This window comes from Ruegeria sp. BHSB058 (genome assembly GCF_059613285.1).
On sequence record NZ_JBXWSF010000028.1, the window covers coordinates 17,253 to 38,593 of the forward strand.

At 57.5% G+C, this 21,341-nt stretch carries 23 protein-coding genes; 2 read left to right on the forward strand and 21 right to left on the reverse strand.

Translation table 11 applies throughout. The annotated features are described in order from the left end of the window. Positions 1–33 precede the first annotated feature (33 nt). Positions 34–696, forward strand: coding sequence for a ligase-associated DNA damage response endonuclease PdeM (gene pdeM / locus AC2FNB_RS09350; protein ID WP_496745869.1), 663 nt, complete (start codon positions 34–36; stop codon positions 694–696). Here pdeM and AC2FNB_RS09355 read toward each other — a convergent pair. From AC2FNB_RS09355 to ruvC, 17 genes are all read right to left on the reverse strand, one after another. Continuing rightward, complete coding sequence (locus AC2FNB_RS09355) at positions 693–1,367, reverse strand: LytTR family DNA-binding domain-containing protein (protein WP_496745870.1); 675 nt, start codon at positions 1,365–1,367, stop codon at positions 693–695. The genes pdeM and AC2FNB_RS09355 overlap by 4 nt on opposite strands. Before the next feature lie 285 nt (positions 1,368–1,652). Then, positions 1,653–2,543, reverse strand: coding sequence for a bifunctional methylenetetrahydrofolate dehydrogenase/methenyltetrahydrofolate cyclohydrolase FolD (folD, locus tag AC2FNB_RS09360; RefSeq protein WP_480747994.1), 891 nt, complete (start codon positions 2,541–2,543; stop codon positions 1,653–1,655). Positions 2,544–2,598: 55 nt separating this feature from the next. Next, entirely contained in the window at positions 2,599–2,904 is a 306-nt protein-coding gene (locus AC2FNB_RS09365) for a chorismate mutase (RefSeq protein ID WP_480747995.1), read from the reverse strand. Between the two features lie 55 nt (positions 2,905–2,959). Next, complete coding sequence (locus AC2FNB_RS09370; protein WP_480747996.1) at positions 2,960–4,636, reverse strand: formate--tetrahydrofolate ligase; 1,677 nt, start codon at positions 4,634–4,636, stop codon at positions 2,960–2,962. 339 nt (positions 4,637–4,975) lie between these two features. Further along, positions 4,976–6,892 (reverse strand): ATP-dependent zinc metalloprotease FtsH, encoded by a 1,917-nt coding sequence (gene ftsH, locus AC2FNB_RS09375; protein ID WP_480747997.1) that lies wholly within the window; start codon positions 6,890–6,892, stop codon positions 4,976–4,978. A 76-nt stretch (positions 6,893–6,968) separates the two neighbouring features. Then, positions 6,969–8,222: a tRNA lysidine(34) synthetase TilS gene (gene tilS / locus AC2FNB_RS09380; protein WP_496745873.1), complete on the reverse strand. Its 1,254-nt coding sequence runs from the start codon at positions 8,220–8,222 to the stop codon at positions 6,969–6,971. Then, entirely contained in the window at positions 8,219–9,040 is an 822-nt protein-coding gene (ybgF, locus tag AC2FNB_RS09385; RefSeq protein ID WP_480747999.1) for a tol-pal system protein YbgF, read from the reverse strand. The genes tilS and ybgF overlap by 4 nt, the downstream gene beginning before the upstream one ends. Positions 9,041–9,045: 5 nt before the next feature. Continuing rightward, positions 9,046–9,555, reverse strand: a complete 510-nt coding sequence (gene pal, locus AC2FNB_RS09390; protein ID WP_496745875.1) for a peptidoglycan-associated lipoprotein Pal — start codon at positions 9,553–9,555, stop codon at positions 9,046–9,048. An 89-nt stretch (positions 9,556–9,644) separates the two neighbouring features. Continuing rightward, positions 9,645–10,964, reverse strand: a complete 1,320-nt coding sequence (gene tolB, locus AC2FNB_RS09395; protein WP_496745877.1) for a Tol-Pal system beta propeller repeat protein TolB — start codon at positions 10,962–10,964, stop codon at positions 9,645–9,647. After that, complete coding sequence (tolA, locus tag AC2FNB_RS09400; RefSeq protein ID WP_480748002.1) at positions 10,961–12,097, reverse strand: cell envelope integrity protein TolA; 1,137 nt, start codon at positions 12,095–12,097, stop codon at positions 10,961–10,963. The genes tolB and tolA overlap by 4 nt, the downstream gene beginning before the upstream one ends. Positions 12,098–12,112: 15 nt before the next feature. After that, complete coding sequence (gene tolR / locus AC2FNB_RS09405) at positions 12,113–12,580, reverse strand: protein TolR (RefSeq protein ID WP_480748003.1); 468 nt, start codon at positions 12,578–12,580, stop codon at positions 12,113–12,115. A gap of 3 nt (positions 12,581–12,583) precedes the next feature. Next, positions 12,584–13,279 carry a protein TolQ gene (tolQ, locus tag AC2FNB_RS09410; RefSeq protein WP_496745879.1) on the reverse strand — a complete coding sequence of 232 codons (696 nt, stop codon included), beginning with the start codon at positions 13,277–13,279 and terminating at the stop codon, positions 12,584–12,586. A gap of 109 nt (positions 13,280–13,388) precedes the next feature. Then, positions 13,389–13,772, reverse strand: a complete 384-nt coding sequence (ybgC, locus tag AC2FNB_RS09415; RefSeq protein WP_480748005.1) for a tol-pal system-associated acyl-CoA thioesterase — start codon at positions 13,770–13,772, stop codon at positions 13,389–13,391. Further along, positions 13,769–14,392: a hypothetical protein gene (locus tag AC2FNB_RS09420; RefSeq protein ID WP_496745881.1), complete on the reverse strand. Its 624-nt coding sequence runs from the start codon at positions 14,390–14,392 to the stop codon at positions 13,769–13,771. The genes ybgC and AC2FNB_RS09420 overlap by 4 nt, the downstream gene beginning before the upstream one ends. A gap of 64 nt (positions 14,393–14,456) precedes the next feature. Continuing rightward, entirely contained in the window at positions 14,457–15,476 is a 1,020-nt protein-coding gene (ruvB, locus tag AC2FNB_RS09425) for a Holliday junction branch migration DNA helicase RuvB (protein ID WP_480748007.1), read from the reverse strand. A 7-nt stretch (positions 15,477–15,483) separates the two neighbouring features. Beyond that, a complete protein-coding gene (gene ruvA / locus AC2FNB_RS09430) occupies positions 15,484–16,167 on the reverse strand; it encodes a Holliday junction branch migration protein RuvA (RefSeq protein ID WP_496745883.1) in 684 nt (227 codons plus the stop codon). Continuing rightward, positions 16,164–16,661, reverse strand: coding sequence for a crossover junction endodeoxyribonuclease RuvC (gene ruvC, locus AC2FNB_RS09435; RefSeq protein WP_480748009.1), 498 nt, complete (start codon positions 16,659–16,661; stop codon positions 16,164–16,166). Before ruvC ends, ruvA begins: the two co-directional genes overlap by 4 nt. 333 nt (positions 16,662–16,994) lie before the next feature. On the opposite strand from ruvC, the gene AC2FNB_RS09440 reads away from it, so the two are divergent. Then, a complete protein-coding gene (locus AC2FNB_RS09440; protein WP_480748010.1) occupies positions 16,995–17,207 on the forward strand; it encodes a DUF1127 domain-containing protein in 213 nt (70 codons plus the stop codon). Between the two features lie 101 nt (positions 17,208–17,308). On the opposite strand, the gene AC2FNB_RS09445 is transcribed toward AC2FNB_RS09440, so the two are convergent. The 4 genes from AC2FNB_RS09445 to AC2FNB_RS09460 form a co-directional block, all read right to left on the reverse strand. Beyond that, positions 17,309–17,653: a hypothetical protein gene (locus AC2FNB_RS09445; RefSeq protein WP_496745884.1), complete on the reverse strand. Its 345-nt coding sequence runs from the start codon at positions 17,651–17,653 to the stop codon at positions 17,309–17,311. A 101-nt stretch (positions 17,654–17,754) separates the two neighbouring features. Further along, a complete protein-coding gene (locus AC2FNB_RS09450) occupies positions 17,755–18,633 on the reverse strand; it encodes a 50S ribosomal protein L11 methyltransferase (RefSeq protein WP_496745886.1) in 879 nt (292 codons plus the stop codon). Then, the gene (locus AC2FNB_RS09455; RefSeq protein ID WP_496745888.1) at positions 18,633–20,027 is read right to left on the reverse strand and encodes an MATE family efflux transporter; all 1,395 of its coding nucleotides are present in this window, start codon (positions 20,025–20,027) and stop codon (positions 18,633–18,635) included. The genes AC2FNB_RS09450 and AC2FNB_RS09455 overlap by 1 nt, the downstream gene beginning before the upstream one ends. 6 nt (positions 20,028–20,033) lie before the next feature. After that, positions 20,034–21,266: an MFS transporter gene (locus tag AC2FNB_RS09460; protein WP_496745890.1), complete on the reverse strand. Its 1,233-nt coding sequence runs from the start codon at positions 21,264–21,266 to the stop codon at positions 20,034–20,036. Between the last annotated feature and the right edge of the window lie 75 nt (positions 21,267–21,341).

Here is a 21,341-nt window from a genome sequence, read left to right on the forward strand (position 1 = left end):
AAAACTCACTTCAGTCAGGCATAGCAACGTACCATGAACGGGTTTGAGTTTTCATTTTTCGGGCAAAAACTGGTGGCCCTTGGGTCCGGTGCTCTATGGTGGCCGGAACAGAAATTGCTCTGTGTCTCAGACCTTCATTTCGGAAAATCTGAACGCGCTGCTCGCCGCTACGGGGCTTTTTTGCCGCCTTACGAAACACGGGATACGGTCGACAGGCTTGCCGCCGATATTGCGCTGTCTCGCGCGTCCACTGTTGTCTGCCTTGGAGACAGTTTCGACGACCTCGATGCAGCCGAAAAAATGCCGGTAGCCGAAAGGGCGCAGATTGCGGCATTGCAAGCCGGCCGCCGTTGGATCTGGATCGAAGGAAACCACGATCCTGGACCCGTCGACATGGGCGGTGCGCATCTGTCCGATTGGGCATGCGGGCCACTGACCTTCCGACACATCGCGGCTTCTGGCAGTAAGGCTGAGATTTCCGGTCATTTTCATCCCAAAGTCACCCTTCGTGTCCGTGGACGAAGCGTGTCAAGGCCTGCTTTCCTTGTGGATGCGGTGCGCCTGATCCTGCCCGCATATGGCACCTATACTGGAGGGCTGGGCAGCGACACCAGCGCTTTGACCTCGCTTTTTGCCCTGGACGCAATCGCAATTCTCACTGGCCCTCAACCCAGACCAGTGCCAATGCCCCGCTAAAGGATTCCTGCTGCTTCCAGATTTGGGCGGTATTTTCGGCCGACCGGCACCAGATCTCCGTTCGTCAAGCGCAATACAATCTTGCCATTCCGTCGTTCCGAACTCTGGATAGCAGCAGAGGTGACCCAATGAGATCGGTGGGCACAATACCCCGGAACCGGATCCATCTCATCGATGGCATCACCGAACCGGATTCTAATGGTGTGCGTTCCCTCACTCGTGACAACCTCGACACAATGGTCTGTGGCCGTCAGCCGAAGAATGTCGCCGCCAAACGCCTCTGGCAAACGCCGATACAATCTGGGCTTAGCAGGTTCAGGGGTTTCGTCAGGCATAGTCTGAGCTTCCACAAGCCCGCGCCGCACCACCACCAGGCCGATCGCGAACAAAGCCCCGAATTTCGTCACTGTTGTAAACATGGGATCAGTGCCATCGGCATATGAAAAAACCAAACTGGCCGAAATCCAAAGCCACGGCGTAAATAAAACCATGAACATCAAGACAACAGCGACATCTTTGATTGCCCGCCCGGACAAAACGCGCGCATTCTCGACGTATCGGATTGAAATGCGTGCAATCATGAGCGAGGCCGCCACCAATGCAAACCAAAAAGCGAGCCTGCGGGAGATCGATAAATCGACGCCACCCAAATTCTCAAAGGAAAAGGCCAAGACCAGAACAAGGGCAATTGCGGGAACGACCACGCCATACAGGCCGTGCCGTAGTTTCCGATATGCACTCCGAAGCATCTTCTCGTTCACCCAAATTCAATGATTTCAACCTGCTGGGGGATATGCAGGTTCCATAACCGTAGATCATTCAGATGTGAATAATTTAATATCCAATCCTGAGAAAACGAATACCGCCGCCGACAGGGCGTCAGCAGCGGTTCTCGAGATTTCATTCGAATCTGTGGTGCGGCGAGCAAACTCTCTAGGCGGCCCGGCCGGTCAGAATTACGCGGTTAGGCCTTCTGGTTCGGGGAGTTTGTTTGCGCGGCAGCAGGCGGTGAGGGTGTTTGCGAGCAGGCAAGCGATGGTCATGGGGCCGACGCCGCCGGGGACCGGGGTGATGGCGCCCGCGACTTGTGATGCGCTTTCATAATGTACGTCGCCGACCAGCTTGGTCTTGCCATCCCGCTCGATGCGGTTGATGCCCACGTCGATCACGGTGGCGCCTTCCTTGATCCAGTCGCCGGGCACCATCTCGGGGCGGCCAACGGCGGCTACAACGATATCGGCGCGGCGCACCACATCCGGCAGGTCCTTGGTGCGCGAATGCGCGATGGTCACGGTGCAGCTGTCACCCAGCAGCAGCTGCGCCATCGGCTTGCCCACGATGTTCGAGCGACCGATGACAACCGCATCCATACCCGACAGAGATCCGTGGTGATCGCGCAGCATCATCAGGCAGCCCAGCGGTGTGCAGGGAACCATCGACTTCTGGCCGGTGCCTAGCAGACCCACGTTCGAGATGTGGAACCCGTCCACATCCTTGGCCGGGTCGATTGAATTGATCACCAGATCTTCGTTCAGGTGCTTGGGCAGCGGCAGTTGCACCAGAATGCCATGAACGGCCGGATCATTGTTCAGCTTGTCGATCAGCGCCAGCAGGTCCGCCTCGGAGGTATCCACATCCAGCTTGTGCTCATAGCTGTTCATTCCGACCTCGACGGTCATCTTGCCCTTGGAGCGGACATAGACCTGGCTGGCCGGGTCTTCACCCACCAGCACCACGGCCAGGCCGGGGGTGATACCGTGTTCTGCCTTCAGTTTTGCAACCTGACCGGCCACCTGTTCGCGTACCGTGGCGGCAAAGGCTTTTCCGTCGATTACTTGCGCGACCATTTTCGATCCCTTCCATCAGCTTCGGCCCGGGGCGCAACTCGGCGCAGGCCGCTTTTCAGTCAGCGCCGATCACCTGCTCTTCACGGGCGATCGACCAATCAATCAATATGCGCCAAAGACGCTCGGCCAGATCCGGATCCATTCCAGAAACGGCAGCGGTAGCGCGGACGTTATGAACCACCTCTTCGACGCGGGCCGGAATGCGGGCGGGCATGGCCTCAGTCGGCTTCAGTTCGGTCGCACGGTCGATATAGCGCGTGCGAGCCACCAGCATTCCGATCAAGTCCCGGTCAATCCGGTCGATCTGAACCCGCAACTCGCGCATCGTTGTGCAGTCCTGCGGCGGTGTCAAAGGGGGCATTGGAATCTCCTGTGGCCCGGGATGTCCCGGGCCACGGATTGGCGTATTTCGACGCTTAGAACAAGCCCTCGATCTGACCTGCGTCATTGAGACGGATCGTCTCGGCCGCCGGCTTGCGCGGCAGGCCTGGCATGGTCATGATCTCACCGCAGACAACCACGATGAACCCAGCACCGGCGCTCAACCGCACTTCGCGAACCGGAACCGAATGGCCCGTGGGCGCGCCGCGCAGGTTAGGATCGGTCGAGAATGAATACTGGGTTTTCGCCATACAGACCGGCAGATTGCCATAGCCAGCCTCTTCCCAATCCTTCAACTGGTTGCGGATCGACTTGTCAGCCAGAACCTCGTCAGCGCGATAGATGCGCTTGGCGATGGTTTCGATCTTTTCGAACAGTGGCATGTTGTCGGGATAGATAGGCGCAAAGTTGGCCATATCGGCGTCGGCAATTTCCGCCACCCGGCGGGCCAACGCCTCGGATCCTTCGGAACCCAGTTCCCAGTGACGCGACACAATCGCCTCGGATCCATGCTCGGCCACATAAGCCTTGACCGCCTCAACCTCGGCATCGGTGTCGGTGACGAAGTGGTTGATGGCAACCACAACCGGGACGCCAAATGATTTGACGTTCTCGATGTGACGGCCGAGGTTCGCACAGCCTTTCTTGACCGCATCGACGTTTTCCGCGCCCAGGTCGGCCTTGGCCACGCCGCCGTTCATCTTCATCGCACGCACGGTGGCAACAACCACAACCGCAGACGGAGCGATACCCGCCTTGCGGCATTTGATGTTCATGAACTTCTCGGCACCCAGATCGGCCCCGAAGCCTGCCTCGGTCACGACATAGTCGGCCACTTTCAGTGCGGTCTTGGTGGCGATGACCGAGTTGCAGCCATGCGCGATGTTGGCAAACGGGCCACCATGCACGAAGGCGGGGTTGTTTTCCAGCGTCTGCACCAGGTTCGGCTGCATCGCGTCCTTCAGCAGAACGGTCATCGCGCCTTCGGCCTTGATATCGCGGCAATAAACCGGCGTCTTGTCGCGGCGATAGGCCACGATGATGTCACCCAGGCGCTTTTCCAGATCCTGCAGATCGTTTGCCAGGCACAGGATCGCCATGACCTCGGAGGCCACGGTGATGTCATAACCCGCTTCCCGCGGAAAGCCGTTCGACACGCCGCCCAGCGAACAAGTGATCTGACGCAAAGCACGGTCGTTCATGTCGACAACGCGGCGCCAGACAACGCGGCGCATGTCAATGGCCTGCTCGTTGCCCCAGTAGATGTGGTTGTCAATCATTGCAGACAGCAGCGAATGCGCCGAGGTGATGGCATGGAAGTCGCCGGTGAAATGCAGGTTCATCTCCTCCATCGGAACAACCTGCGCATATCCGCCGCCAGCAGCGCCGCCCTTCATGCCAAAGTTCGGACCCAAGGACGCTTCGCGGATACAGATCATCGCGTTCTTGCCGATGCGGTTCAGACCATCGCCAAGACCAACGGTCGTGGTGGTCTTGCCCTCGCCCGCCGGCGTCGGGTTGATCGCAGTCACAAGGATCAGCTTGCCGTTTTCGCGGCCCTGAACCGAGTTGATGAAGTCCTGACTCACCTTCGCCTTGTCGTGGCCATAAGGCAGAAGGTCATCGCTGGATATCCCCAGCTTCGCACCGATCTCTTGAATCGGCTTCTTGTTCGCCTCGCGGGCAATTTCGATATCGGATTTATAAGCCATTGGGCGTGATCCCTGATTGAAGTCCGTGCAAAACCGACGCCAAGCGTCGGCGCTGGACAACCCATACCGTTGTGTACAATTGCGCAAGATATGGATTCCGACATAATCACGCTATGAAGCGGCGTATGCTAAAATCTGAGGTTTCAAATCGGAAACGTGATCAGTTTCTGATCGTTCAGTTTTCTTCGAACGGTGTGAGTTGCAGCTCCATTCCGATCGGGACAGTAGAGTAGTTGGTTTCCCATAAATCAGGCAAAACCAAAATTCGCTTCCAAACGGTTCGTGGGGTCAAGGACGGTAGAAAAAAACCCGGGATTATCCCCGGGTCTCTCTCATTGATCAAGTTGTAGGTTCCGGCTCCATTCCGCCCTCTGGCGGAGTCTTTTTGGGCTTGGTCTTGGGGATGGCCGTGACGCTGGGCGCGTTCCCCTTATCCGAATCATCGCTTTCATCGTCGCCCTCGTGCGGGGAATCACCATTCATGACCCGCTTGATCTCGTCACCGGTCAGCGTTTCATATTCCAGCAGACCTTGCGCCAGTCTCTCCCAATCCTCTTTCCGTTCACTGAGGATCTCATGAGCCTTTTCATAGCCTTCTTGGATAAAGCGCTTCACCTCTTCCTCGATCAGTTCCTTGGTATGAGCCGACACCGAGAATCCGGCTGTGTTGCCTTGGTATCCCTCATGTGCCTCTGCATAGTCGATATTCCCGACCTTGTCGGACATACCCCAACGCATTACCATGGCGCGCGCCAACTGACTGGCCTGCATGATGTCGCCAGCCGGGCCGTTCGAAACGTGATCCTCGCCGTATTTGATGACTTCGGCGGCTTTGCCCGCCATCGTCATGGCCAGCTTTTGCTTGCATTCGTCCCGGTGATAATTCAGCCGATCCATTTCAGGCAGGGATACGACCATGCCCAATGCGCCCCCACGTGGTATGATCGTCGCTTTGTAAACGGGATCGCACAACGGCAGAGACAGACCGACAACAGCGTGACCGGCTTCGTGATAGGCGGTCTTTTCCTTTTGATCTTGAGTGAGCACCATCGAGCGGCGCTCGGCCCCCATCATCACCTTGTCCTTGGCGTTTTCAAAATCTTCCATGGTGACAAAGCGGCGACCCACGCGCGCGGCCATCAGTGCAGCCTCGTTCACGAGGTTGGCCAGATCCGCACCCGAGAAGCCTGGCGTACCGCGCGCGATGATGCGCAAGTCGACATCGGGGCCCAGCGGCGTCTTGCGTGCGTGCACACCAAGAATCTTTTCACGGCCCTTGATGTCGGGATTGCCAACCGTGACCTGACGGTCGAACCGGCCTGGACGCAACAGCGCAGGGTCCAGAACGTCCTTGCGGTTGGTGGCTGCCAGAATGATCACACCTTCGTTGGCCTCAAACCCGTCCATTTCGACCAGCAACTGGTTGAGCGTTTGTTCGCGCTCGTCATTGCCGCCGCCATACCCGGCGCCACGATGGCGGCCCACAGCGTCAATCTCATCGATAAACACGATACAGGGCGCATTCTTTTTCGCCTGCTCGAACATGTCGCGCACGCGAGACGCACCCACACCAACGAACATTTCGACAAAATCCGAACCCGAGATGGTGAAGAACGGCACGCCCGCCTCACCCGCAATGGCCCGGGCCAGAAGCGTCTTACCGGTACCCGGAGGGCCAACAAGCAGCGCGCCCTTGGGGATCTTGCCACCAAGGCGGCTGAATTTCTGCGGGTTTCGCAGGAATTCGACAATCTCTTCCAGCTCTTCCTTGGCCTCGTCGATACCGGCAACATCGTCAAAGGTCACGCGACCATGCTTTTCGGTCAGCATCTTGGCCTTGGATTTGCCAAAGCCCATCGCGCCACCTTTGCCGCCACCTTGCATCCGGTTCATGAAATAGACCCAGACACCGATCAGCAACAGGAAGGGCAGAAGCGTGATCAGGAATGACTGGAAACCGGATTGCTGCTGTTTTTCCGCACGAACCGGAATGTCCTTGCCGATCAAAAGTTGGGTCACCTCGGCATCACCCGGTTTGATGGTCACATAGTCGCGCCCGTCATTGGTCCGGTATCGGATTTGTTCGCCATCCAGCGTCACGCGGCTTACGTCACCGGCGTCCACGGCAGAGACAAATTCGGAATAGGTCTTTTCATGGCTCTGGAGCGTTCCGCCCGACCCGCTGAACAGGTTGAACAGTGCCAGAATCAGCAGAAAAAGGACGACCCAAAAGGCGATATTACGAGCGTTGCCCAAGGAAATACTCCCAAATCGTTCGGCATTGAAGGAGGTTGCCAGCTAGACCACTAAAATAGAGATGATTGCCGCAGGTTCAATGCGATAAAAGCGATGCATAAAACTCTTCGCCGTTTGCAAGCAATTTCGCCTCCCAGCCGTTGGCAAATCCGGCAAGCGGGGCCGACCGCAATTCATCACCGCGCCACACGGATGGCGTCGCAAGCAAGGTGGAATACGGGCGACCAACAGCCCTCCAGTCAGGAACCTGCTTCAGTCCTTCGGCACCCAAAGCACGCACTTCAATTCCAACTTCCAGCGGACCAGTGATGTGCCAGCGCCGATCCCAAATTGCATCAATTGAACAAACGCAATCACGGACTGCGTTGTATTCACGACAGAAACGCATGTTTCCGCCGTCCGGTAGAAATAGGCAACCGCCCAGAACAGCGGTTTTTTCTTCTGCCATGGCCGTCATAATCCGCCGCACCGAAGCTCGGCGTGGAGGATAATCTCCTCCACCGATCCATCGCACGATCGCGACAATCAATCGCCGCGCAATTTCATCGGGCAACGCTGCAAATCCTTGCCGGTCGACCAGAATATCCCCGTCTGAAATTGTTGTGAGCTTTTCGGCTTCCTTGCGCAAATAATGGTCCAAGGCGTCGCGCGCCTGCCCCATGTTTTGAGCAACTTCGGCCAATACCAGGGGCGTGATCCCCAGTGCTTCAAACTCTGGAAGCGATTTTCGCACCTTGATCCGGTCGAATTGAACGTCCCGATTCGAAGGGTCCTCGACCCATGCCAGATCTTTGCTGCACAGATACTGGCGCAAACGGTTCCGTGTGATCCCTAGCATAGGACGCAAAAACAGCACTCCGCCCTGCTCGCGGACGCGTGACATGGCTGCCAATCCCGAAACGCCCGATGCGCGCCCCAGCCGCATCAGAACCGTTTCCGCCTGATCGTCCGCAGTGTGCCCCAAGGCAATCGCCGTCACCTCATTGCGTTTGGCCCAATCGACTAACAGCCGGTAACGGGCCCGGCGCGCCTGGTCCTGCAAATTCCCGGTTCCATCCCAACCTGTCCAGTGCAGGGTGTCATGGGCAAGCCCCATAGTCTTGGCCAAGGCTGCCACGCCAGCGGCCTCGGCGGCTGAACCCTTGCGCAGGCCGTGATCCACAGTGACGGCAAGCAATTCGGTATTCTCGGCTTTTAGTGCCTCGCTCAAAAGGTTCAGCAACGCAACCGAGTCTCCGCCACCGGACACCGCGACGCCCAGGCGCGTCGGCAAATCGAGTGGCAGCGCGGCCCGGATTTCTTTAGAAAATGTATGGCTGCTCTGCGTCAAGAACAGCCCAGCGCCGCCATCTCCTGGCTGGCGTCCGCCACCGAGATCGATGTCGGAAACCGCACATTGACTTCACCCAGCGTGATGCAAGCCTGTTCGGTTTGTCCCAAGCGCCCCAGCGCCGCGCCGAGTTCATATAGCGCCTCTGGCGCGAAAGGCCCTTCAGAATCGCCGGTGAAACTGGCCAGATAGGCGCGTGCAGCTTCCCGAGTGTCACCGAGACCTTCCAACGCCTGACCGCGGCGCAGGTGCGCTTCGGACGACAGGGGGCTACCCGGATAATTAAGGTCGAAGTCTGTAAGGAGATCGGCCGCCTTCTGAAAATCGCCTTCGGCCAAAGCCTGAGTAGCGGCATCAAATTCGGACCGTTCACCAATTGCCAGTTGCTCACCCACAGAGGTTGGCGGTGCAGGTGCAATGACGGGTGCTGTCTCTCCGCCCGTATCACCGCCCAGCGTGGTCGTCTCACCCAATGCTCCCAGATCGCCACCTTCCAGTTCGACCAGCCGGAACTCCAAGTCACCTATGCGGTTCGTACCATCGATAACTACGCGGTCAATTCGAGCGTTCAGCTGTTCGGTCTGCTTCGTAATCCGCTGCAACTCAGCCTCGATTGCATCCACGCGCTCCAACACCGAACTGCCCGCCAGATTGGGCGAGGGTGACCCGGTGGTGGAAAACTCGCGCTTGAGCCGCTGGATTTCCACATGGAGAACCGTAAGTTCCTGCCGGATATCCGCAAGTGTCTGCTGATCCTGCCCTCGGGCGACGCCCGCCGTGGAAACAACTGCTGCCAGAACCAAAGCCGCGATGCGCATCGAAATTATCCTGTAGTTGCGCCGGTCAGGACCGTAACAGCCCGGCGGTTCTTGGAATAGCACGCCTCGTCGCTGCAAATCTCAATCGGTCGTTCCTTGCCATAGCTGATAGTTGTCAGGCGGTTGCCCGCAACACCACGCGAGACCAAAAACTCGCGTGCCGCATTGGCACGGCGTGCACCAAGAGCAAGGTTGTATTCACGTGTGCCCTGTTCGTCCGCATGACCTTCGATGGTCGCGGTATAGTCAGGGTTGCTCATCAGCCATTCCGCCTGTGCTTGCAGCGTCGCCTGTGCCTCGGGCGACAGAGTCGATTGATCGACCGCAAACAGTACACGATCACCAACGGCTTGCTGGAAATATGCTGGAGAGTGCGGATCACTGACCGATCCCGGCGCCAATACACCACCGGCCCCGCCTGCCCCACCGTTGCCCCATGTTGAAGGGTCGTTGTTGCTGCACGCCGCAAGCAGCGCCACCGCGCCTAGAGCGGCAAATTTGCTCAATACGTTCATTTCCAGTCGCCTCTTGGTTTGTTTGTTGTTTGTCTTTGTTTACCACACTGCCCGCCCCTTGTGAACGAGATCGCGCAGTCGTTATGCCGCTATTTCTGCAAGGGTGACCACGTTGGATCGCTGCCACCATCCGGCGTGCGAACCGCCTTCAGGTTGCGCCCCGAAATATCCACTGAATAAAGCGTTGACCGCCCATCTGCACCCTGCGTTTCCCGCGTGAACATGATTACTCGCCCATTCGGCGCCCATGTTGGCCCTTCATCAAGAAAAGAGGCCGTCAATAGGCGTTCTTCCTTGCCGTCGGTTCGCATTACCCCAATGTGAAAACGGCCTTCATTCTGCTTGGTAAAGGCAATCAGGTCACCGCGCGGGGACCATACCGGTGTCCCATAGCGCCCTGGGCCGAAACTGATCCGCGTGGCATCGCCGCCAGCGGCTGACATAATATACAGTTGCGGCGAACCCGAGCGGTCGCTTTCGAATACGATCCGGCTGCCATCCGGAGAATAACTGGGCGCGGTTTCAATCGATGGAGCGCTGGTGAGCCGGGCACTGTTACCCGAGGCAACGTCCATCTTCCAAAGATCAGTATTTCCGCCTTGGGACAGAGAATACAGAACTGTGCCGCCATCGGGAGAGAACCTTGGGGCAAAGCTCATTGTCCCTTCTTGAGTTGGCAGCACCCTTCGCTGCACACTGCCAATATCCAGCACATAGATGCGCGGTGCGCCGCTTTCATAACTTGTGTATAACAACCGATCTCCAGACGATGAAAATCGCGGGGCCAGAACAATCGCGGCGCTATCGGTCAGGTACTGAACATTGGCGCCATCATAGTCCATGATTGCCAAGCGCTTGCGGCGCTGGTCTTTGGGGCCGCTTTCCGAAACAAAGGCAACGCGGCTGTCAAAATAGGCCCCTTCACCGGTGATACGGCTGTAGACCTGATCGGCGACCTTGTGTGCCATACGCCGCCAGCCGTCCGAGGTGCCGGTGAATTGCAGACCGTCGCCGAGTTCTGCACCGGAAAACACATCCCAGACCCGGAACCGGACGGTCAGACGATTCCCCGAGACATTGACCGCACCGGTTACCAGCGCCTGTGCGTTGATCGCCTTCCAATCCGCGAACTGGACAGGGGCCTCGAAACTGCTCACCCGGCTGATAAAAGCGTCCGCTGAAATTTCGCGAAACAGTCCTGTTCCACTGAGATCTGCAGCCACGACCCGTGCAATCTGCGACGCATACTCCACCGCCGCCGCGTTGTCGGGCACAAAATCTGGAATCGCGTAAGGCAATGGTTCGATCACACCTTCCGTGATCTCGATCCGCAACGGCTGGTTCTGTGCAAGTGCGGGTATGGCGAGCACCGCCGCACCCAGTAGGAGGCTCGTCAGGAATTTCATCATTTGATCCGCATCCTCTCGGGGTTGAATGTAATCTCGATACTCTGCCACTGGCCATATTTATCGGCAGGCAGGTTGTAACCTTTTGCACCGCATCGAATGATCGCGCGACGCGCCGCCTCGAAAGCCTGCTGCGCGGCTCCGGTCGATCCGCCGGAACTTTCAAGTAGGCGAATGCTGTTGGCGACAGGTTTACCATCCTGTTGCATGGCCACTGATACAATCACTGTTGTTTTCAGCGCTTCTGTCGACAGGGACCCGACGTTCCAGCAATTCGAAACCGCGATGCGCAGAGCATCCTTCTCTCCGCCGGTCAGCGGCGGGCCGCTCGGTGCAGGCGCACCGTCCTGTCCGCTTGCCAAAGCTTCCTTCAATGCATCCTCGACCGCAGAGTCACTGCTCGCAGTTGAATCCGTATTCGTCGACGAGGACTCTGGTTTGGCTTCGGGCTTTTGCTCCGCTTCAGCGACCTGCTCGGGCTTGGGCGCTTGCGGGCGCCTCGACGCCGGGCGCGGAGACCGGTCAGGGGCAAGCTCCTTGCTTTGCTCCGCTTCGGTCACGATTTGATCCGTCGCCTCCTCCTGGGCGGTTTGCTCCTGCTGCTCTTGCTGTTCTTCCGCACCTTCATCCTGCGCAACAGGCGGGGTTTCCACATCGTCAGGCGTCACGTCCGGCAGTGGCGGCGCAACTGGCTGTGGAGCGACCTTGTCGGCCGGGCGCGGCTTTGGCTTTTTCCCCGGCGGGACTGGTAGGGCGACAACCTCTGGCTCGGGCTGCTGCAAAGTTGGAAGCTCCTCAGATACTTCGGGATCAGGTGTCGGCAGAACCGGCTCAGGCGCTGTTTCTGCCTGGGGCTCCGGCGGCGTTTCTGGTTCAGGGCGGGGCAGTTCGCCTTCGACCTGCTCCGGAGCGGAAGGTTTGTCATCTGGCACGTCGGGCTGTTGAAGGGCCGCAAGTGAATCCGACACTTCAGGTGCCTCTTGTGGAGCGGTCAAGGCCGCGAACTCCTCAGCCGAGATCACGGAAACATCCTGAACTTCGAATGGCAATGGCTCGGAACGGAAGGTGCCGCCGAACAAGGCCCATCCGATCAGAATCACATGAGCGACGCCAGAGATCTTGGTACCGGTTTGCAAACCGCGTCCTCACTCTCAACCGTCATCCAGCGTCGGCCCGCCGGTATCCGTCACAAGGCCGACATTCGAAAAACCACCCGCATTCAACGCCCCCATGACTTCCATCACCTGCGCATAAGGAATGGCACCATCCGCGCGCAAGAACACCTTGTCGCTCGACCGCTCTGCCGCAATAGCGCGCAGTTTTCCAATCAATTCCTCGCGGACGACATCCGTCGTCTGAATCTGCACACTACCATCTGCGGTCATTGTTACAGTCAGCGGCTCTTCGGTGTCGCTTGGCAGTGCCGTTGCTGCCGTTTTCGGCAAATCTACCGGCACGCCGACCGTCAACAGCGGCGCCGCCACCATAAAAATTATAAGCAACACGAGCATCACATCCACGAAGGGTGTGACGTTAATCTCGGACATCGGCCGTACACTTCCGCGCCGGCGGCCACGCCGACGCCCTGTGCCACTTTTTTGCTGAACAGCAGCTCCCATGGCTCAGGTGTCCAGCTGACGTGACAGGATGGTTGCGAACTCGTCAGCAAAGGCCTCGTAGCCAGAAACGATCCGGTCGCTGTCGGCGCTTAGTTTGTTATAGAAGATCACCGCCGGAATGGCCGCCAGCAGGCCAAAACCCGTAGCCATCAGCGCTTCGGCAATCCCAGGCGCGACCACGGCCAGGTTAGTATTCTGCTGTTCGGCAATCTCGATAAAGGCGTTCATGATGCCCCAGACAGTTCCGAACAGGCCGATAAACGGAGCAGTCGAACCGACAGTGGCAAGAATTGGCAACCCCTTTTGCAGTGCTTCTGACTCCTTGGCGATCGCAACATCCATTGATCGGTCGATGCGCGCCTGTGCGCCCGCTATCATCCCGCCATCATTGCGATGAGAGCGGCGCCATTCGATCATCCCGGCGGCAAATATCTTTTCTGAACTGCCGTCCGGTTGCGGTCCTGTCTGATCAAAAAGTTCGTCGAGCGGATTGCCTGACCAGAAGGCTTCGTCGAAGTCCTCTGCTTCCGCCCGAGCTTTTCGGTAGTTGATCAGTTTCTGAATGATGATGGCCCACGACCAGAAGGACGCGAAGATCAACATCAACATCACCAGTTTCACGACAAAAGTTGCGCGGGCAAACAGCCCCCACATGGAGAAATCGATCTCCTGCGCCAGCGCCAGCGTCTCAGCTTCCATGAACCTGCTCTTTTTCTGCCTGAAGGGCCATTGTTTCGGCCTTGTTTTGGCGAACGCTAGCGTAGATCGGAATGAAATGCCAACAATACCACCTCTGTAGCAAAAAATGTTACAGCAATGCGCGAATCTCTGCCGGTAGGCGTACGGGCTTTCCAGCCGTATTCATGCAGACCGCTGTAACCATGGCCCGGAACACCTCTGTTTCGCCGCGCTTGACCGATTGGGACATGGTCAAGCGGACACCGGACAACGAAATCATTTCGGTCTCGACAACCAGTTCATCCTCAAATTTCGCCGTGGAAATATAGTCAGCCTCGATCCGACGCACGACCCAGACAATGCCCGCATCCCGCATGGCATTCTGGTCATTGCCCAACTGACGCACCCAGTCCGAGCGGGCCCGTTCAATGAACCGCAGATAGTTGGCGTGATAGACAATGCCCCCCATGTCGGTATCTTCATAGTAAACCCGGACAGGAAAGACATGCGTCATAGCGTTTGCTCTAGGCGGGCAAACAATCTCAGCGCATGGGAGCTGTCCCGCGCCGCCCCCGGCAAGACCGGATCATAAGCGGCCCGGATCAACGCGGCAACGTCGGGCCTCAGGATCGTTGCGTCACCCGCGATGGCCAGAGGGGACTGCGCACGAAAGGCTGTGTCGGACCACAACAGGATCGTCTGCACCACTTGGTTCAATGCAAGTGTTTCGGCAGGCATGTCGGACAATTGCTTGTCCATACGCAGAAATACAAATGCAGCCTTGATTGCACCGTCTTCTTCGAACCTAAACACCCGGTATTGGTTGGCCTCTGCCGTAACCAGCCGGTCGATTAGCAGTTTCAAATCGGGGATCAGCCGATCAAGATCCGGCACTTCAAGCAACTCTTCCCACTCGCGGAAGAAGAACACCATGCAATTGGCGCCCAACTCCGGATCCGTCTCGGCCATTTTGTGACCAGCCAACGCCACGACAGCCTCGAACGCACCCTTTACGACCGACAGGGTCTGGGCCTCGACCCCAAATACGATCGGAACGATCGGGCGTCCCCAACGGGCAAACAGAAATTCACCGCTTTCGCGCGTGAACAAGTTTTCGACGTCTTCTGGTGTCACAAGTACAACTTCTTATTTTCGGAATTACTCCCGCCGGAGGCATAATACATTGTGGCACAATGCTTCAACCAAAGAGGTCGCTTTGCCGCTTTGGCATCGGCATCCCCAAATGCGCCCAGGCCTTTTGAGCCAACATTCGCCCGCGCGGGGTTCGTTGGATCAGCCCTTGCTGCAAAAGGAATGGCTCGATCACTTCTTCCAACGAATCGCGGCTTTCCGAAAGCGCCGCTGATAGGGTTTCAATACCCACCGGGCCGCCGGAATAATTCTCGGCTATCAGCTTGAGATACCTTCGATCCGCTCCGTCCAGACCCAGATTATCCACACCAAGCCGGGTCAACGCCCCATCCGCCAGGTCGCGAGTGATCCGCCCGTCGCCTTCGACAACGGCAAAATCCACAACGCGACGCAGCAGGCGACCAGCAATCCTGGGCGTTCCGCGCGACCGCCGCGCAATCTCGCGCGCGCCGTCATGATCCGCAGGTGCGCCCAGTTTTCTGGCATTCCGTGTGACGATTTCGTGCAACTCGTCCACCGTGTAAAACTGCAGCCGCGTGGGGATTCCGAACCGGTCGCGCAGGGGGGTCGTCAACAAACCCATCCGCGTTGTCGCCCCGACCAGTGTAAACGGCTGCAACTCGATCCGCACAGTGCGCGCAGCTGGACCTTCACCTATCACTAGATCGAGTTCAAAGTCCTCCATCGCGGGATAAAGCACCTCTTCGACCGTCGGGTTGAGGCGATGAATTTCGTCAATGAACAGTACGTCGCGCTGTTCCAGATTGGTGAGGATTGCCGCCAGATCCCCCGCCTTGGCTAGAACCGGCCCCGAGGTCATGCGGAAATTCACCCCCAATTCGCGCGCAACGATCTGCGCTAGTGTCGTCTTTCCCAGCCCTGGGGGGCCGTGAAACAGGGTGTGGTCCATAGCCTCACCCCGCTGGCGAGCGGACTGAATGAACACGCGCAGATTGGCGCGCGCCTCGGCCTGACCGATGAATTCATCCAATCCCTGCGGGCGAAGGGCGCGGTCATTGTCCTCGGGCAAAGGCTCTGGGCGAAGAGTTGGATCAGCATCGACCATCAATCAGTCACCCTTTCGGAGCCAGAAGTTTCAGCGCAGCGCGGATCAGTTCCGCCTCCCCTGCATCCGAATTGTTCGCTGCAGCCTCAGCGACGGCGGCGGCGGCTTCTGACGGTCCATACCCGAGATTGGATAAGGCAGACAATGCCCCAGCGGTCGCTGCCGCGGCACCAACGGGCTGCTTTGGCAGTTTTTTCCCTGCCGGTGCAGGCTCGGCAATAGTCGGCTCGACTACTTCAGCAAAGGGCCCGTCCATCGCATCAACAACGGCCCCGCCCATAGCCATTACACCTGGGGCCTTGTCTTTCAGGTCCAAGACGATCCTTTGCGCCGTCTTCGGACCGACACCCTTGGCCGCCTTGACCGATGCCCAATCTCCAAGTGCGATTGCCCGGCTGACGCCATCCGGCCCCAAGGCTCCGAGAATGGCGAGCGAGACCTTGGCGCCGACGCCTTGAACCGAACACAACAAACGATGCCATTCCTTTTCGACCAAGGACATGAAACCATAAAGCTGCATCAGGTCTTCCCGCACCACCATATCGGTATAAAGAGCGACCGCTTCACCCGCTCCGGGCAGCGCCGCCATGGTCCGGTCGGAGCAGTAGACAATGTATCCGACACCGCGCACGTCGATCAAAATGTGATCCGCAGCCCGATAACCCAGCCGCCCCGTCAATTTTCCAATCATCCCCGCACCTTTTTCAACCGCACCGGTTGCGTCTTGCCGTAATAGGCGTGACAAATCGCAATAGCCAGCGCATCCGCTGCATCCGCACCTTTGGGCTGGCATCCGGGCAGTTGCAGTTTGACCATGTGCAAGACCTGTTCCTTTTCAGCATGCCCGACACCCACGACGGTCTTTTTCACCCGGTTCGGCGCATATTCCCCGACCGGCAACCCCGCTTGGGCCAAGGTGAGCAATGCCACACCTCGCGCCTGACCCAACTTCAGCGTTCCGGCCCCATCCTTGTTCACGAAAGTCTGTTCGATGGCAGCCTGATCGGGTGCATGGGCCGCAATCACCTCGACGATCTGATTATGAAGCGACAACAGCCTTTCACCCAGATCATCACCGTCGGAATGACACAGCCCATTCGCTACGTGGCTAAGACGACTGCCATGTGATTCGATGACGCCCCATCCCAGGGTACGCAGCCCCGGATCAATCCCCAGAATTCGCATATTCCGCCTCAGCCCGCTCGGGTTATTGATGCCTTTTTACCCCACTAGCACGAAACAAGAACATTCTCCAAGAAGTTTGCGTTCACGCACAAAAACGACATTGATGCCACACTCACGACTTCGGCGCTCAAATTCGACTTTTTGCGGTCTGGTTTCGACACACTGAAAGGGCGAAATTCACCAATGTTTCAAGGCTGTTTCACAGCATCAGACCATTGCAGAAACTGCATAGGACACATGCATTTTTCGCGCTTGTGGATACACTCTTACCTCACTAGATGCCCGGCAGATCGAAACAACGTACGATTCATTCTAGATAGAAGGAAACAGGATATGGCTGCACTGGACACCACCCGCACCACCACTGGCTCGTTCGGCCTCGTTGGCCGTATCGGCGAGCTTTTCGCAATGGTCATCAACACCTTTGTCGAATGGAATGACGCCCGCGTCACCCGTGACGCACTTTCCGGGCTGTCGGATCGTGAATTGGAAGATATCGGCATGTGCCGTGGCGACATTGATCTTGTTGCCAATGGTAAGCGCTAAGCCTGCCGCTCACATCCCGCCCCATTCTTTTCCCTCGGGGGCAAAACGAAAACGCCGCGTATTCTCCCAGACGCGGCGTTTTTCACTACTGGTCGCTGAATTTAGCGCAAAATCGACCCCAATTGAGTTGCAATCAATTCGGTGATGGGCTCGACCTGCATCACCCACGCACCAGCCTTCTCCACCGAAGTACCTTCGCTCAGACGCTCGACCCGGTCGCTGTATGATGCTTGCCCCAAGGCGGCCAAAAGAAAAGCCTTGAACACGAAAAAAGCGACCCCGAACATCACCAGCACTCGAAGCGGCAGCGCCGAGCGGACTCTGTGCGGTTTCATTACAATCAAACCATCCGAGCGCATTCTCGCAAAATAGCCGCGCGACATGGCTTGGTGCTTTTTATTCAAGCGCCTTACTCGTTGATCGAACTCCATTGGTTTATCAACCATTGCAGCCTCCGGGACTTCGCCCTCCTGTCCTCTAAGAGGTCAGGCTAGGCGCGAAATGCGCCGAAAGCATGGCGAAAACCGAAAAAACCCCGCAAACAGGCCTACTTTGCGCCATTTTTTGTTAAAGTGAGCGTCGTCCACTCACCAATTTCTTCTTTTTCCACTAAATTGGTTCCATTTTCGATATAGACGGACGCCACATCTTGTGCCTGTTCATTCAAAATACCCGATAATATGGCGTATCCTCCTGGCTGAAGGTTCTCCACAAGATCAGGCGCCAACGCGACTAGAGGACCTTTGAGGATATTGGCAAAAATCAACTCATAAGGCCCCACTGCCTTGAGTTCCGGATGGTCAAACCCGGCCGCCTCAAGGCACCGAACACTTCCCTCCATCCCGTTCGCGCGAAGATTCGCCTTGGCCACATCAACCGCGACTTCATCAATATCGCTGGCAAGAAAATCTCCGGACCAAACACGTGCCGCGGCCATAGCCAGAACAGCGGTCCCGCATCCGATGTCTGCGACCTTTGACGCTTCAAAGCCGTTTTCGACCAAGCGATCCAGCGCCCGCAAGCAACCGAGGGTTGTTCCGTGATGACCGGTTCCAAAGGCCATTGCCGCCTCGATCAACAGCGGAATGCTGCCGTCCGGCACCTTGTCGGCATCATGGCTGCCGTAGACAAAGAACCGCCCTGCCTCGACCGGGGCAAGTTCCCGGCGGACATGTGCAACCCAGTCAGTTTCGGGAAGCTCTGAAACAACAAAGGGATTTGCCCCGAACGCAGCCGATAGAAGCGCCAAGGCAGCAACATCTGGCTCTTCGGTAAAATACCCGCCAATCTCCCAAAGCCCCGATCCATCCTCGACTTCGAACACACCGACACCGGTCGGTTCGGGCTGCAGCCGCTCCATCGCCACGCCAAGCTCTTCGGCTGCGGTTTTGCCGATCAATGTGGTCAATGCGGTATATGTGGGCATCAGCGTCTCCTGAATCTGTCTGCATGCGCGTAAGACCGTGGTGGTTCGAGGTCAAGGTTTGGCAATTTTTCCCGACCCAGCGACACTGTGAATCTCCACCCCCATGAAGCGGCGCCGATTCCCACGAAGAAACTGCACAAAGCTTGTGCGTAAATGACCCCAGACGAGCCATAGATCGAAGCCAGCCAAAGGGCGGCTGGTAAGGTCAGCACCATATCCCTTGTCCAGTTCGTCAGAGTTGCACGTCTGGGTCGCCCCAGGGCGTTGAACGCCGCATTCGAGACGAACAACATCGAAGCAAATACGAAACCACCTGCTCCCACATGGGTGAAAGCCTGAAGAACACCCTGCGCAGCCGCAGGCAGTTCAAACCATCTGGCAATGACCGGACTTGCCGAAATCAAAACAACCCACATCACCAGCGTATACCCCAGACCGAACAGGATCGAATCGCGATAGGTACTGCAGACCCGGTCATAGTACCGTGCCCCATAATTCTGACCAAAGATGCCACCGATCGCGCCTGCCAGAGAAAAGATGCCGCCGAAAGCGACCACCGTAAGCCGACCCACAACTGCCCACCCGGCCATGGCCTGGTCGCCGAACTGGGCCATGACCGACGTCAGTATGTAGTTGCCGGTCGGCGCCGCCAGTTGGGTCAGGATTGCAGGTATGGCGATCAGAAGGTAGGGGCGGGTTGTGCCTAGGCAATCACGCCACCTGAAACGTGCCAGAAGATCGTTCGAATTGGTCGCAAAATAGAGCGCCATGCCGAGCATTACGAACCGGAACAGAACCACTCCGGCGGCAGCGCCATCCAACCCCAACCCCAGACCATAGATCAGAATGGGGTCGATGATCATCGCAACGCCGCCGGACGCCAGAGTGACAGACATCGAACGCACGGCATCACCCTCTGCCCGCAACGCACCATTGGCGATCATCCCCGCGGCCATGATGCCCAAAGACGGCACGGTCATTGCCAGATAACGCGCTGCCAGTGCGGCTGTTTCGCCTTCGGCCCCGGACATGGCAACGATCTGGTGGCGGAACAACAGAATACCGAACCCTGTGACACTCTGGATCAAGAATGCCAAGGCCATCGTGCTGGTAGCTTGACGCCGCGCCAGCCCGCGCCGACCCTGCCCGATCCGGCGCGAAATCAGCGCGGTGGCCGCAATCATCAATCCGATGCCAACGCTGACTGACAGAAACTGGATTGCGAAGGCAAAGCCGATCGCCGCCATCAAACGAGGCTGGCCGAGTTTGGAAATCCAAAACAGATTGGCCGCATCCACCAGAAAGACAAATGTGATCCCGGCGGCACCGGCCAGAGTCATGCGCGCCACATGCCCCATCGTCGATCCGCTCAGGAACCGCCTTTTGTCAGACATCAGGCCTCACTCCGCCGGAGCCGGAGCATATTTTGAGAAAACCGTCTCGTTACCTGGTTCGGGATGGCGCGGGATCAACAGCGACAGGCCAAGCGATACCAGCGCCATCAAAGCGGCCAATCCGAATACCGCACCCGGAGACACCACCCACAAAAGACCCAGCAGCGCGGGTAGGAACACCGCTGCGATGTGGTTGATGGTAAAGGCAACTGCGGCAGTTGGCGCTATATCGGCGGGGTCGGCAATTTTCTGAAAGTAGGTCTTGAGTGCCAACGCCAGAGCGAACAAAACATGGTCGATCACGTAAAGGACGGCAGCCAGAACCACACCCCAACCGAACCAATAGATACCGCCGTAAGCTGCAAAGACCGTTGCCAAACCCAGGTATTCAAAAATCAAGGTTCGGCGTTCGCCGAACAACGCTACAGCCTTTCCCAGCATCGGAGCGACGGAGATATTGATCAGCAGGTTGATTAGGTACAGCCCGGTCAGTTCATGTACGTCGAAACCGAATTTTTCGACCATCATGAACCCGGCGAACACGATGAATATCTGCCGCCGCGCTCCAGCCATGAACTGCAACGCGTAGTACAGCCAGTACCGACGGCGTAGTATCAGCTTTTTTGTTTGTGGAGTGGGGGAGTCGAACTGTGGAAACGCCACAAGACAAAATAGCGCCATAATCGCGGTCATCCCGCCCGCGGCCATGAAAACCGTATTGTAGGACAAATCGAAACGATTCCAGGTCAGAACGATCAGGCCATACACGATCAAAGTTGCGGTGGAGCCTGTCGCCACCAGCCATCCCAAAACCTGCGGAGCTCGGTCTTTGGGCAACCATTGCAGTTGCAGCGACTGGTTGACCGTTTCGTAATAGTGAAAGCCGATCGAACTGAAGAGCGTTACGAACAGCAATCCTCCCAGGCTTGGGAACCATGCCGTCACCGCAGTTGCAGCACCCAAAAGCACAAGCGAGATCATCGCCAGCACCTGTTCGCGGATCACCATGATCACAGCGATTACCCCGATGGCCAGAAAACCCGGGATTTCACGCACCGTGTGCAACAACCCGATGTCGGCACCATCAAAATTCGCCGCCTCAATGACAAAATTGTTCAGCAGTGCGCTCCACGCGTTAAACGCGATCGGCATGGTCATGGCCATGACAAACAACAAGGTGACCGGGCGGCGCCAGAAAGGCAGATCGCGCGCATCTGACAAGGGGACGGGTTGCAGCATGAGATGTCCTCTACGCCCAATATGTCACCTTGGCGAGAGAAAACCTGGTTGCGCACATCTGATCTGCATCAATGC